The organism is Anabaena catenula FACHB-362, from assembly GCF_014698735.1.
Taxonomy (GTDB): domain Bacteria; phylum Cyanobacteriota; class Cyanobacteriia; order Cyanobacteriales; family Nostocaceae; genus Anabaena; species Anabaena variabilis_A.
In genome coordinates this window covers 85498-99119 of record NZ_JACJTQ010000016.1, presented here as the reverse complement: position 1 = coordinate 99119, position 13622 = coordinate 85498, and the positions used below count along the sequence as shown (strand labels likewise).

14 protein-coding genes are annotated in these 13622 nt (G+C 37.8%); 8 read left to right on the top strand and 6 right to left on the bottom strand.

From position 1 onward, the window contains the following. Positions 1-119: 119 nt before the first annotated feature. The 3 genes from H6G68_RS12470 to H6G68_RS12460 all read right to left on the bottom strand — a co-directional run bounded on the left by H6G68_RS12470 (position 120) and on the right by H6G68_RS12460 (position 2503). The gene (locus H6G68_RS12470) at positions 120-860 is read right to left on the bottom strand and encodes an ABC transporter ATP-binding protein (protein WP_190711508.1); all 741 of its coding nucleotides are present in this window, start codon (positions 858-860) and stop codon (positions 120-122) included. Next, positions 861-1667 carry an ABC transporter permease gene (locus H6G68_RS12465; RefSeq protein WP_190906939.1) on the bottom strand — a complete coding sequence of 269 codons (807 nt, stop codon included), beginning with the start codon at positions 1665-1667 and terminating at the stop codon, positions 861-863. 65 nt (positions 1668-1732) lie between these two features. Then, complete coding sequence (locus tag H6G68_RS12460) at positions 1733-2503, bottom strand: Uma2 family endonuclease (protein WP_190906938.1); 771 nt, start codon at positions 2501-2503, stop codon at positions 1733-1735. 108 nt (positions 2504-2611) lie between these two features. Between H6G68_RS12460 and petP the strand changes: the two genes are divergently transcribed. From petP to H6G68_RS12430, 8 genes are all read left to right on the top strand, one after another. Further along, positions 2612-2803 carry a cytochrome b6f subunit PetP gene (petP, locus tag H6G68_RS12455; RefSeq protein WP_127053086.1) on the top strand — a complete coding sequence of 64 codons (192 nt, stop codon included), beginning with the start codon at positions 2612-2614 and terminating at the stop codon, positions 2801-2803. Positions 2804-2889: 86 nt separating this feature from the next. After that, entirely contained in the window at positions 2890-3990 is a 1101-nt protein-coding gene (locus H6G68_RS12450) for a Get3/ArsA fold putative tail anchor-mediating ATPase NosAFP (protein WP_190906937.1), read from the top strand. 88 nt (positions 3991-4078) lie between these two features. Beyond that, a complete protein-coding gene (gene chlG / locus H6G68_RS12445) occupies positions 4079-5113 on the top strand; it encodes a chlorophyll synthase ChlG (RefSeq protein ID WP_190906936.1) in 1035 nt (344 codons plus the stop codon). Between the two features lie 359 nt (positions 5114-5472). Continuing rightward, entirely contained in the window at positions 5473-5604 is a 132-nt protein-coding gene (locus H6G68_RS27615) for a hypothetical protein (protein WP_269076474.1), read from the top strand. 628 nt (positions 5605-6232) lie between these two features. Further along, entirely contained in the window at positions 6233-6949 is a 717-nt protein-coding gene (locus tag H6G68_RS12440) for an acyltransferase (RefSeq protein ID WP_190906935.1), read from the top strand. Between the two features lie 177 nt (positions 6950-7126). After that, entirely contained in the window at positions 7127-8305 is a 1179-nt protein-coding gene (locus tag H6G68_RS12435; protein WP_190906934.1) for an acyltransferase family protein, read from the top strand. Between the two features lie 248 nt (positions 8306-8553). Beyond that, a complete protein-coding gene (locus H6G68_RS27175; RefSeq protein ID WP_127053356.1) occupies positions 8554-8823 on the top strand; it encodes a hypothetical protein in 270 nt (89 codons plus the stop codon). Between the two features lie 530 nt (positions 8824-9353). Further along, entirely contained in the window at positions 9354-9908 is a 555-nt protein-coding gene (locus H6G68_RS12430; protein WP_190906933.1) for a protoglobin domain-containing protein, read from the top strand. Positions 9909-9914: 6 nt separating this feature from the next. Here H6G68_RS12430 and H6G68_RS12425 read toward each other — a convergent pair whose 3' ends face one another. From H6G68_RS12425 to H6G68_RS12415, 3 genes are all read right to left on the bottom strand, one after another. Further along, a complete protein-coding gene (locus H6G68_RS12425; protein ID WP_190906958.1) occupies positions 9915-10871 on the bottom strand; it encodes an MDR/zinc-dependent alcohol dehydrogenase-like family protein in 957 nt (318 codons plus the stop codon). Positions 10872-11022: 151 nt separating this feature from the next. Next, positions 11023-11829: an inositol monophosphatase family protein gene (locus H6G68_RS12420; RefSeq protein WP_190906932.1), complete on the bottom strand. Its 807-nt coding sequence runs from the start codon at positions 11827-11829 to the stop codon at positions 11023-11025. Positions 11830-11923: 94 nt separating this feature from the next. Then, positions 11924-13357 carry a BCD family MFS transporter gene (locus tag H6G68_RS12415; protein WP_190906931.1) on the bottom strand — a complete coding sequence of 478 codons (1434 nt, stop codon included), beginning with the start codon at positions 13355-13357 and terminating at the stop codon, positions 11924-11926. Positions 13358-13622 lie beyond the last annotated feature (265 nt).

Genomic DNA, 13622 nt, shown 5'->3' with positions numbered 1-13622 from the left:
ATGCTTATTTATCATCATAGCGCATAAAAATTTCATATAAAATATAAAATTATGAATGAAATTTGGGGTTATATTGTTCATCTATAAAAAATTTATAAAAAATTATAAAATTCGTGAGATTATATTCTATTTAATGATTTTAAATAGAAATCTACTGTTTCATTAGCATTGCCTGTAAAATTTATTTTTCCCTTATCTAACCAAAGCAGACGCTCACAAGATTCTTGAACAAAATCTAAATCATGGGACACTACTAAAACCGTTGTATCCCCATTCCAAAAATTATCAATTCTCTGCTTACACTTATTCTTAAAACTCTCATCTCCCACTGACAGCACCTCATCTAAAATCAAGATATCCGGCTGAACATCTGTGGCAATAGAAAAACCCAAACGAGCTGCCATACCCGAAGATAAACCCTTAACTGGAACTAAAGCATAATCTTCCAACTCCGCAAACTCTAAAATAGACCGCGCCCGTTCTTTCATCTCAGCCCTAGAAAAACCAAGCAGTACGCCATAAAGCAGAATGTTGTCCATGACAGAAATTTCTGAGTCAAAACCTGCTCCTAGTTCAATCAAAGGTGCTACTTGACCACGCACTCTTACTGATCCGGAGGTAGGTTGCAAGATTCCGGAAATAATCTTTAAAAGTGTGGATTTTCCAGACCCATTCGCACCAATAATACCGATTTTTTCACCTTTGTCAACTACTAAAGCAACATTATCCAGTACTAATTTTTTGGCAGGCTGGCGATATTTGCCCTCTAATATAGAAAGCAGTGTTTTCTTCAAGTCATAAGAAAACTCTTCTTGCGTCCGTCGCCACAGCGAAACATTATCGAGGCGAATTACTTCCATTTACAGTAAATCCATAAACTGATGTCGCCAAAGATGAAAACAAGTCCATCCTAGTGACAAAATAATAATGCTACCAAGTAAAGCACCCCAAATTAAACCTAAATCTGGTGGAGATCCTGATAATGTAATTTGACGCAGACTTTCAATAATTGGGGATAAGGGATTTAAGCTTAAAAAGGGCTGTACCTGCTTTGGTACAATATCTGCTGGATAAAAGATAGGGCTACTAATCCAAATTACAAATGTTATTAGCTCATAAAAGTAAGGTAAGTCTCTAAAAAATACGTATAAAGCACTTACCAAAAATCCAATTCCTGTAGAAACTAAAACTAATGCTAAAAATGGAAACACCAATGCTGCAACATTGACTAGACTTTTGGAATTAATCAAAGTCATAATCGCCAGTAACGGAAATGCTCCTACGGAAAACTGAAATACATTAGCTGCAATCATTGATACAGGAAAAACACTGACTGGGAGACGAATCTTATTCAATAATGCGCCATTACCGACTACACTTGACAAAGCTTGGGATGTAGAAGCGGAGAAAAAATTGATTACTAACAGCCCCGTAAGTGCTGCCAGCACATAGTTGAGGATTGAGTTACCATAATAAGACGCGAAGGTAGCTCCAAAAATGGCAGTGTAAAGTCCGGTCATAATTAGTGGGTTCAACAGTGACCAATAAACCCCTAGGAATGACCCCCGATAACGTACTTTGAGAGTTCGCACTACTAAAACGTACAGAATTTCCCAATAACGCTGGATTTGCAACCAAGTCAAATTACTTTTCAGCGAAAGCGTCATTTTCAAGCACCACCACACACCATAGGAAACTTATTCGCGCATTTTATACTATTTTCAGCATTATTTTAAACCAAACTCTCTGGGTCAACTCCAAGCGATCGCAAATTTTCTGCCAAAAGTTGCGATTTCTCCCTTTCTGCTGCTAACTGTTTTTCTGCTTCAAGAGCTTGATTTTGAGCAGCCTGTGCTTGACGTTCTGCCTCAAGAGCTTGATTTTGAGCTACCTGTGCTTCTTTTTGTATCTTTGTCGCCGCTTCTTCTGGTGTTGGTACTAACTCACCTTCAGATGTAAAATAGCGGAGTTTAGCATTTGCCACACCTAAATATAAATTCAGGACTTCACTCCAAAGCAATCCCTGTTCATTAGCGACAATTTCCTGATATTGATTTCCTACCAGTTTAAACCCCATAAATTCTAAACTTTCAGGGCTAAACCAAAAATATTCTGGAGTATGAAACCGACTTTCATATAGAACTTTTTTGAGATTGCGGTCAACTTTTGCTGTACTATCTGACAGTAATTCAATAATCAAATCTGGATAACGTCCATCTTCTTCCCATACAACCCAAGAACTCCGGGGACGTTTTTCTGTATCTTTGATTAAAAAGAAATCTGGACCCCTAAATTCTCGATTTTTTAATTGTTGACGACTAAAATAAATAGTTAAATTTGCACCAATAAAGAAATCATTTTGATCACGCCATAACCATTCTAAACTAGTTACTAGCATTAGCAACTGCATATAATGTAAAGAACTTTCCATTTCCGGCTCATCACTTAACAAACGAGTCGCATCGGGCATTTGTTGTTCTAGCTGTTGGGCTGTAACAAACATTTCTGGTATACCTACTTGCTTACTGATTTAATTTTAAGTCATGACTAATGAAAACTGAGTGCCAGATTCCGCTACACTGAGACTTGGTTTATTGCATTGTAACTAGACATGGAAATCGGACAGAAAGTTAAAGTGATTCGTTTGCGCGATCGCGTATCCTCTACTATCGCTCAAAAACTCGGAAAAGTCGGCATGATCGAAGGTTATAAAGTCACCGATGGTCGCGGAATTGGTGTGGTGGTGAAGTTTGATGACAACTCCGCCACCTGGTTTTTTGAAGATGAAATCAAACCAGCCTAGTCGAAACAACTTACAGCAGAGGCGAACAGGATTGGTTGAGTGCTAAGTTGTAATTGAAAAGATAGGCAGTAATTGGAAATCGAGTAATGGCCTTGATACTGACATTTTTAGGCAAAAACGGCATCGCTCGTAGTAAGATAGCGATCGCCGCAGCCATTAGTTTGGCAACACAAGGCAAACGGGTACTCCTAGCAGGACTAGCAGATCCAACATTGCCAATTCTACTCAATACTTCTCTGACTCCTGACCCCCAGGAAATCTCTCCCAATCTGCAAGCAGTACAGTTTCAAGCATCTGTACTGCTAGAACGCAACTGGGACGAAGTGAAAAAATTGGAGGCTCAATACCTCCGCACACCTATTTTTAAAGAGGTTTATGGGCAAGAACTGGTAGTATTACCAGGCATGGACAACGCTCTTTTTCTCAATGCTATTCGTGAATATGATGCCAGTGGCAAATATGACGCGATTATCTATGATGGTACGGGCGATGCTTCTACCTTGCGGATGTTGGGTATGCCAGAATCTTTAAGTTGGTATGTAAGGCGATTTCGACAATTGTTTGTTAACTCCGATTTAGGTAAAACAATTTCTGAATCGCCCTTAATTCAACCACTGATTACCAGTTTCTTTAATGTTAATTGGACGGCTGATAACTTCGCCCAACCCACCAACCAAGTTAATAATTTTCTCGATCAAGGTAAAGCTGCTTTAGCTGACCCCAAACGCGTCGCCGCTTTTTTGGTGACAACCCCAGATCCCATTGATGTAGCCAATTCCCGTTATCTTTGGGGTACTGCTCAACAAGTTGGTCTAACTATTGGAGGTGCTATTTTAGTTGCTTCAGAGGAAAAAACCAACCTCTCAGAAGAATTTACACCCCTACCTATCAGCATCGTTCCCGATGTATCCAACGGTGAATGGCAACCGCTGCTCGATGCCTTACCCAACTTTGTCGAGCAAGCATTACAAGCTCCCAAACCAATAGAAATCGACGTACACAATCGTCAAGTACGCTTATTTTTACCGGGTTTTGACAAAAAACAAGTCAAACTCACTCAACAGGGTCCAGAGGTCACCGTAGAAGCCGGAGATCATCGCCGTAATATCTTCTTACCCCCTGCTCTAAGTGGTAAACCCATTACTGGAGCCAAGTTTCAAAATAGTTATTTGATAATTTCTTTTTAGGTAATAGGTAATAGGTAATAGGTAATGGGTAAAAGTTTTTCCAATTACCAATTACCAACCACCAATCACCAATCACCAATTACAACTTATGTCTGAATCAACTCCCATTAATCAAAATCCTCAGCCTAATGAGACTGTAGAATCTACAAGTCAAGAAGTAACAATCACAGAAGACCGCAATGCGAAAACTCGGCAATTGCTGGGAATGAAAGGTGCAAGTGCTGGGGAAACTTCGATTTGGAAAATTCGCTTGCAATTGATGAAACCGATTACCTGGATTCCCCTAATTTGGGGTGTAGTCTGCGGTGCGGCTTCTTCTGGTAACTATACATGGACTTTAGAAAATGTCTTGAAGTCCGCCCTTTGTATGTTACTTTCTGGTCCCTTGTTGACAGGTTATACCCAAACCATCAATGATTATTATGACCGGGAAATTGATGCTATTAATGAACCTTACCGTCCCATCCCTTCTGGGGCAATTTCTGAAAAGCAAGTAATTAGCCAATTCATTCTTTTACTATTACTAGGATATGGTGTAGCCTACACCTTAGATTTATGGGCAGGTCATCCAGTTCCTAATGTTTTACTGTTGTCTGTTTTTGGTACTTTCATCGCTTATATCTATTCTGCACCACCATTGAAATTAAAACAAAATGGTTGGTTAGGAAACTATGCTTTGGGTGCAAGTTATATTGCTTTACCTTGGTGGGCTGGTCATGCTTTATTTGGAGAATTGAATTGGAAAATTGTAATTCTAACTCTGTTCTACAGTTTGGCAGGTTTAGGTATTGCCATTGTCAATGATTTTAAGAGTGTGGAAGGCGATCGCCAATTAGGATTACAATCACTACCAGTCATGTTTGGAGTGCAAACTGCGGCTTTGATTTGTGTAGTCATGATTGACTTATTTCAAGGTTTGGTTGCAGGTTATTTGGTGAGTATTCATGAGAATTTATATGCAGCAATTCTCGTATTATTAATCATCCCCCAAATCACTTTCCAAGATATGTATTTTCTCCGTGACCCCATAGCCAATGATGTCAAATATCAAGCCAGCGCCCAACCGTTCTTGGTACTGGGAATGCTGGTAACAGGTATTGCATTAGGTCACGCTGGCGTTTAACCATCAGGTGCGTTCCTAACGCACCGTCTCATTTACCGCTGCGTTGGCAGTATAGGCTACTTAATTTAACACTAAAATTACCTAAAATTTAAACTGAATACTAGTACAGAACGGTAATTATTTGGTTATCTATTTAATTAATATCAACTATTTGATAGTATCATTTATAGCTTTGAGTTAAGAAATTACCAATTATAAAACTATGTTTATTTTTTAAATCTTCATAATTTATCTTTTAATTTTACTGTTACTTTACATTAATTCCCTAAGTCTCTTTTAGGATGGTAGAAGAACATTATTTATGTCACTATCAAGGCGTTTTATACGAAGAGTGCATAAGTAAATCACATTGGCATATCATGATTACAACAGCGGCAGATTCTAAAAATTGGCTGCAAGGAAGCCGTTATAGTAATCGGGGTAGTATTTATTTGTTTGCTCCGATGGTTAACTTCAACGTGATGGCGGAAGTTGGAGACACTCCACCCTAATTTTACGTGCTTGTACTTGCTTGGAAATTTAATGATTAATTCAACAATTACATCTTGATGGTAGTGAGAAAATTTCACGCCTACTTTGGCATAGCTTAAACAGATGTAATTGAATTGAAATAAATACTTTGATATTTGGTAACTGAATATCTGAATTATAATAGCTTGTCAAATTGCTAACTTATATGCAGCAATAGTTAGGAATGTGATGTTGCGGTAAAGCATTAAGCCTCAGTATTCATTAGTTGCGAATTTAAGAAAGTATTTTTTCTAATTTCCAAGCAGTACATATAGGAAATAATACAGCAGAACTCAGAGAGTTGCAAACTGCTGTAATTACAGAATTTGCTGGCAAACAAATACAGCATTTCTTGTATAAGCTATGTCCAACAATTAAATAATACCTGTATTTAATAGCTTCTAGCCTTAAAAACTTGCCTTGGGTTTTTCAAATGTTTGAAAAACTTCATATTAGCCATATTATTTTTCCCTTGATCTGCAATATCAAAATGCAAATACAGGAATATATATGGTACACAGCAAGACTGAAATACAGGATGCCTTTATTTAGGCATTTTACAATTATGCCAATCGCCAATATCACACTTTAGTTAGCAGTAATAGAGTTATGAATAACTGGAAACATTTTTCAAAATTGAAGCGGCTTAAACAACTTTTTTTTACAACTTTTTTAGGCGACATTCCCACAATTTTTGGGGGTGTGAAATTACGTAACTTGCTATATCGCGCTATTTTTTCTCGGATAGGTAGCTCAGTTTATATTCAGGATGGCGTTGAATTTATTGGCACTGATGCTATTGAAATTGGTGATGGAGTGTATATTTTCAAAGGTGTTCGTATAGATGGAAAAGGGCATGAAAACAATATAATTCATCTAGAAAATGGAGTTGTTGTTGAGCGTAATGTTCTCATAGGGGCGTTAGATAACACTTATATTTATATTGGACAAGATACTTTTATTGGACCTAGCGTTTGTATTGCTGGCCCTGGAGACGTTAAAATTGGCAAACACTGTTTAATTGCAGCCCATACTGCGATATACGCCAATAATCACAACTTTACAGATCCGACGAAGCTAATTAAATCCCAAGGTAGTACTCGGAAGGGAATCGTGATTGAGGATGATTGTTGGCTAGGAGATGGAGTGAAAGTATTAGATGGTGTCACTATCGGTAGAGGTAGTGTAATTGGTGCTAGTGCTGTTGTTACTAAAGATATTCCTCCATTCTCCGTAGCTGTGGGCATACCTGCACGAGTAATTAAAAGCCGTGACGGTAAAGAACTTATGAATTTTACAGACTCGTCTCTGTTAACTTCAAGCTAGATTTTTAAGAGATTCGCCTGGGTAATTTTCTCTGCATACAGGTGAATATTTACTAGTTTAATGCCAATTTGTGAGTAACAAAATATAAGATAACAGTTGAGCATCATCAACCAAAATTCTAGAGTAAGTCAGATGTGAAAGTATCTACCAACAAAAACATAGTAGGAGAAGAATTAAATGAACAAAACAATAGAAGTTACTGGGGAAAAAAGATTACATTTACCTTATTTGGATGGATTAAGGGGGTTAGCGTCTTTGTATGTTGTACTTGTTCATGTTGAACCATCAATTGGAGGACAATTGCCTATACTTTGGTCATTATTTGGAGAAGCCATGAAATATGGTGCATTTAGTGTTGTAATTTTCATTGTTCTTTCTGGTTATGTTTTGATGCTGCCAGTAGCACGTTCTGAAAATGGTCAACTATCAGGAAGTTTCATAAATTATATTAAGAGGCGATCGCGGCGAATTTTACCACCTTACTACGTGACACTGTTGATCTGTTTACTATTAACAGCAATTATCTTGGTTTTAGAAAAATTTACTGATTTTCAATGGAATGTGGAAGCAGGACTAGGAGCATTTTCTCCCAGATTTTCTTTGATCGATGTCTTGCTTAAACTACTCATAGTTCATAATCTTGACAGTAACTCATATCTAACTATTAACCCACCCATGTGGACTATCGCCACAGAATGGCAAATATACTTTCTATTTCCGCTATTATTGTTACCTATATGGCGACGGTTGGGATTATTTTGGGTTGTGATTATTACTTTTTTAATTGGTTTAACTCCTGTATATTTGTTGAATGGATTATTTGAATCAGCCAATCCTTGGTTTTTATGTATATTCTGTTTAGGAATGGCAGCAGCAGATATTGGATTTTCTCGAAAACCCCAGTTAGTAGCTATTAGAAATTCTTTACCTTGGGGTTGGTTGGCTATTATCTTTACCTGTATTGCTGTCATAACTGAATGGCGACAATTAGAATTGCATATATGGATTAATCAAACTTTTGCTGGTTTGGCATTTGCCTGTCTATTTATTTCCTTAACCAAGTCTATAATTGAGGACAAAAAACCATCTTTAATACTACGAATATTACAACATCCTTTAGCGATCGCACTTGGTACATTTTCCTATAGTCTATATCTAATTCACGGTCCAGTGTTGGTGTTGGTACGTTACTTCCTGTTTTACCTGCCAATTTCCCCAGATATGTTTGCAGCAGGATCTTATTTACTAGGTACGGTAATGTCACTGATTATCGCTTATTGGTTTTACTTATTCTTTGAGCGGCCATTTATGTCTAGTTTCTTAAAGAAGCGAAAAGTGAAAGATGCGGTAAATTGACAACAACCTTAGACATAATGATGTCAAATATCAAGCCACTACCCAACCGTTATTGGTATTGGGAATGCTGCTAATCTGGTAATAGGTATAGGATTAGGTCATGCTGGAGTTTAACCTCCCATAGGGGTAAGCCTGGATTTCTCACATTCACCTAAAAATTACCTGTAATATATCTTTAGCTAGAAGTGATCAATGAGGAGTTAGGAGTTATATTAATTCCTAACTCCTCACTTGTATTAGCAATTGCCGTGTTAAATTTTATATCTTTCCTAATTCATGGGATACAACCATTATTGATTCCGATTTGCTTTTTCATAGCTTGGACTATGATTATTTTGGTGTTTTTAAATTTATGGACAGCGACAAAAGACACTGTTCAAACTGCTCAAAAAATGCACAAAATACCCTGTCATAATTGTCAATTTTTTACTAATAATTATCGTCTTAAATGTACGGTAAATCCATACATTGCGAATACAGAAGAAGCCATTGGTTGTAAAGATTATCAATCAAATTAATTATCACCTATGGGCTTTCTCTTTGTTGTGGATTATTGGTAAGGGTTTAGCAATGCTAAACCCTTACCCCTATGTAAAATCATGTTAATCACATTAATCACTTATTATATTTATCTCAGTCGAATACAGCGCAATTATTAACCAGGTATAATACAGCAGAATTCAGGAGTCAGGAGTCAGGAGTCAGGAGTCAGGAGTAAAACTGGCTTGGTGTATAGGTTTCAATTTTGATTCTGTACCTCATTGATCTGCAATCTGCTGTATATAAAATAGCGAAATGGGAAAAGGACAGATAATAAGTTACATAATTCAATAAACAAGTCCTTGATTATGCCTAGCTTAGTGACAAGTGGCTGTAGCAAATATTTCTATCCTCACAAGTTCCTCAACTTTATCGACTAAATTCAAGGAAGATTGAATTTGGTTCTGAAAAGCCAATTTTAGCCTTAACTGTGAAGACTGCTGCTAAGGTTTATCAGCGCACACAGTCAGTCTTAACCTTGAATTTATGTAAAAAATAGGGATGACTTATGACTATGGATACTCTCGCTTTTATGACCAAGCTGGAAAATCGCTTTGGTTTCACCCCAGAAGATAAATCTATTCTGAAGTCAAATGCAGATTGGGGACTAGAAATTGCGTCAGAAATGGCAGATTATTTCTATGGTTTTCTAGGACGTGATGCAGAAATGAATGCTATTTTAAATCAATCTGAGGGTCGAATTCATCGCCTCCGGGAAACCTTTATTCACTGGTTTCATGAAATGTTTACGGGAATTGATGATTGGGGTGCTGGCTATTCTCAACGTCGTTGGCAAATTGGGGTAGTTCATGTCAAAGTGGGTATTGGCCCTCAGCATATAGTTCCAGCTATGGCCACCGTAGTTCATGAAGTGGGTAAAAAGCTCAAAGTCGAAGGTAAATCAGAGGAACTACAAGAGGCTTTAGGTAGAATTTGCATGATTGATTTAGCTTTTATTGAGCAGTCCTATGTAGAGGTTTCTACATCTGCTATCCTCAAGGAAACTGGTTGGTCAGCTGCTTTGTTTAAACGTCTAGTTACAACTGGTGCAGCATCTATGTGATGAATGTTAATGACTCATTTCTAACAACACCTTTAAAACCCCTTTAGTTTTTGCTTTTTCAAAAGCCTCTAAACCTTGAGAAAGGGGATAATGAGTATGAATTAAAGATTGTACATCTATCTTTCCCGTCGCTAACAATTCCAATGCTGGAACAAAGGGACCGCAACGAGAACCAATTAGGGTAATTTCATCTACCACCAAAGAAGAAGCATCTAAACTGAGATTTCCAGAATATGTACTTTTTAAGATTAATGTACCACGAGGACGTAAAGCCCGACGAGCGATCGCAAATCCTTCGGGATTTCCTGTACAATCAACAGAGATATCAAAATATCTATCGGTTACGACATCAGCTAAACCAGTTTTAATTCCTCTCGCTGCTAAATTGACTAATTTATCTTCATGTCGTCCCACTACTAATAACTCACAACCTGTTAAAGCTAAAGTTTGAGCTATTAATTGTCCTAATTTACCATCTCCGACTACTAGAACTCGGTCATCTTGACATATTTGCACTTGTTCTTGAATTTCCAAAGCCGCAGCTATGGGTTCAGTAAAAGTTGCAGCTTCTGTAGAAACATTTTCTGGGACAAGATGCAAATTTTCAATAGGTAAAGATAAATATTCTGCAAATGCACCATGACGATTAACAATACCTAAAACTGTGCGATTTTCGCAATGAGTTGGTTGTCCCCGACGACAAAAGCGACAATAACCACAAGCAGCGTTAATTTCACCAACTACTCTTTGATTAATTAAATTATCTGCACCTTTTTCCACAACACCAACAAACTCATGGCCGATAATGCCAGTATAGGGATAATAACCTTTAATTAATTCTAAGTCAGTATTACAAATTCCCGCACGCAAAACCCGCACCAAAGCCTCTCCTTCTGGTGGTTCAGGAATAGGGATATCGGTGCGTAGTTGTAATTGATTATTTTCTAACCAAAGTCCTTTCATAATTTTGTCAGTTGTCATACCAATTTTATGTGAGGTTGCACATAATTCTGAAATTCATTGATTTATCTGTCTTTATCAGCGTTTATCTGCGTGCATCCGCGTTCAATTATTTTATGCAGCTTCATATTAATCTGGTATCAGTTGTTAGCCGTCAAAATTTTACACTTTCTAGAAACGGTGTAAATACGGTCACTAAATCTGAATTACTAACAACCATTGTGGGAAAAGAGCGATCGCCATAATCTATTCCCGGCGATAATGGAAAAGGCTCAGAATTGAGAGATACCCACGTACCTCCAGCAGCTTGAACAATTACCCAAGCACCTGCAATATCCCAAACCTTTGGTGTCGCTTCGATTCCTCCCAAAACCGCACCAGTAGCGACTGTGAGAAAGTTATAACTAGCAACTCCTAACATTCGCAGTTTACAGGGAAAGCCTGGTTGAATTATTCCCGTACTGCGAGAACAAAGATTAAAAAAGTGATTTTTGCTCGGAGTATCACTACTGGTATGAATGGGATGATTATTTAAAAATGCTCCCGTTGGCGTTGTTAAGCCTGATGAACCCGCCCAAAATCCGTGAAAGGCTTGATTTAATGGTGGCGCGTAAACATAGCCAAAAATGGGCGTTCCACGATAAAGTAAACCCAGAGAAATGGACCAAATAGGAATTCCCCTGGTAAAGTTGGTTGTACCATCCAAAGGATCGATTACCCAACACCATTCTTTATCAGGGTAAGTTTGATCACTTTCTTCGCTCAAAATGCCATAACCTGAAAAAGTCGAAACAATGGCATCTCTAATTTCTTGATCTGCCCATTTATCTGATTTTGTTACCAAGCTACCATCAGCTTTTTGCGAAGCTTGAACTTGTCCAAAATCCTGCATTAATTGTTTTCCCACTCTGATAGTAGTGGTTTCTGCAAAGTCTAAAATCGTATTCCAAAAATCGTTCATTTGTTATTAGTTAGGGAATAGGGAACAGGGAACAGTTAGTAATTACGAATTACGAATTACGTTGGCGGTAGCCTGCCGTAGGCACTATTACGAATTAATCTAAATCACTTTCTAGAACAGAAGCTAAAGCTTGTTTGGTGTTAGTTTTAAATTCTGTCACATTGACACGATTCAAAAACCAAATTGATACCAACATTCCCGTAGCTTCTAAGGCAAATACCAAACCATAAGCTAATACTAAGTTATCTGGTAACAATCTGCGCCCCACATCTAAAACAGTACCACCAATTACAGTAGCAATTCCTCTAGATATAGACTGAGCAAGTCCCCAAGCACCTATAAATGTACCTGCGGCTTCGGCAATTGTTAAATCTAGCATTAAACTAACTGCTGCGGTAGTGACAAAACCAGTAGCTAAACCAAATAAAACTAAAGTTGATTTCAGCACAGATGGATTCGCCGAAAATCCTGAAAAACCCAGTAATAAAGCTGCAAATGCCACTAAAATACAACCTAGTTTGATAGTTCTCCGTTTACCTAAACGGGGGACAATGAAAAAACCTGTGATACCGTAAGAAATTAATATGCCTGTGCCGTAAAAAACATTAAGTTTAGTACTTTCCGCTAAAGGCATTTTAAAGACCTGCCCCGCATAAGGTTCTAAAATTGGATCTTGCATAAACAAGCTAATAGTCATCACTAATAAAAAGGTGAAAAACAAGCCTGTTTGCGGACTAGCTGTTAAGATTTTCCACGCACCACTTAAAGTAATACTATCTTCTCGGTTTCCTGGAGTGGAACGGTTGAAAAAACGAGAATATTTTTTTTCAACACCTATAGTTGCGACAATTGCTAAACAAAAAACTATTCCGGGAACAATCAGAAATAATCTATTTATTGCAGCTTGTAAAGTTTCTATGGGTGCGTCTGTGGTTAATTGCTGCAATAAGCTAGAGCTAATAATTGCCCCAACTATAATCCCTACCATCAACATTGACCAAACAATACCGACAACTTGAGAACGGTTGTCTTCTTCGGAGATATCAACTAATAAAGCTGCAAATGTTGTACCACTAGCACAAATTGCCAGTCCATAAACTGCGAAAACTAAACCTAGAACTGCTGTCCAACCGATTGTTTGGGTAGTCCATGTCCACCTATCACCAATACTAGCGGCATTTAACTGCCACATTACTTGTACCGCTAAAAAAGCAGCGATCGCAAATATTCCTGCTCCTACCCATACATAAGCCGTGCGATGATAACCTAACAACGGTTTAGAATCGGACATTTGCCCAAACAAAATCCGTGTTGGTGCCACAAATGAAGGTAATGCTAACACCAAAGCCACCAATGTAGCTGGAATTGCGATTTCGTTAATCATGACTCGGTTAAGTACCCCCAGAGTCAAGATAGACATCATACTCAACCCCATTTGAAACAATCCTAGCCGAAACATGGTCAAAATGTTGACCTTTGGGAGAGCTAGAGATTGATTTTGGTTTTTATAAGTATCACCAATTGCCATAGCTGCTTTTTTCTATTGTTTACAAGATATTATCTCTTTTAATCAAAATCTTCAGCTAGAACATCTTGAAGCTAATACCAATTTTATGTGAGGCTGTACAGAATCATAAAATCCATGAATTTATCCGTCTTTATCTGCGTTTATCTGCGTTTATCTGCGTACCCTTCGGGAAGCAAGCTACAATTATTCTGGAAATTTGATTGTATGCGGCTAAAGCCCAACTACCCACTTTGATAACGCTAGACTAATAAGGTAAAGAAATGTA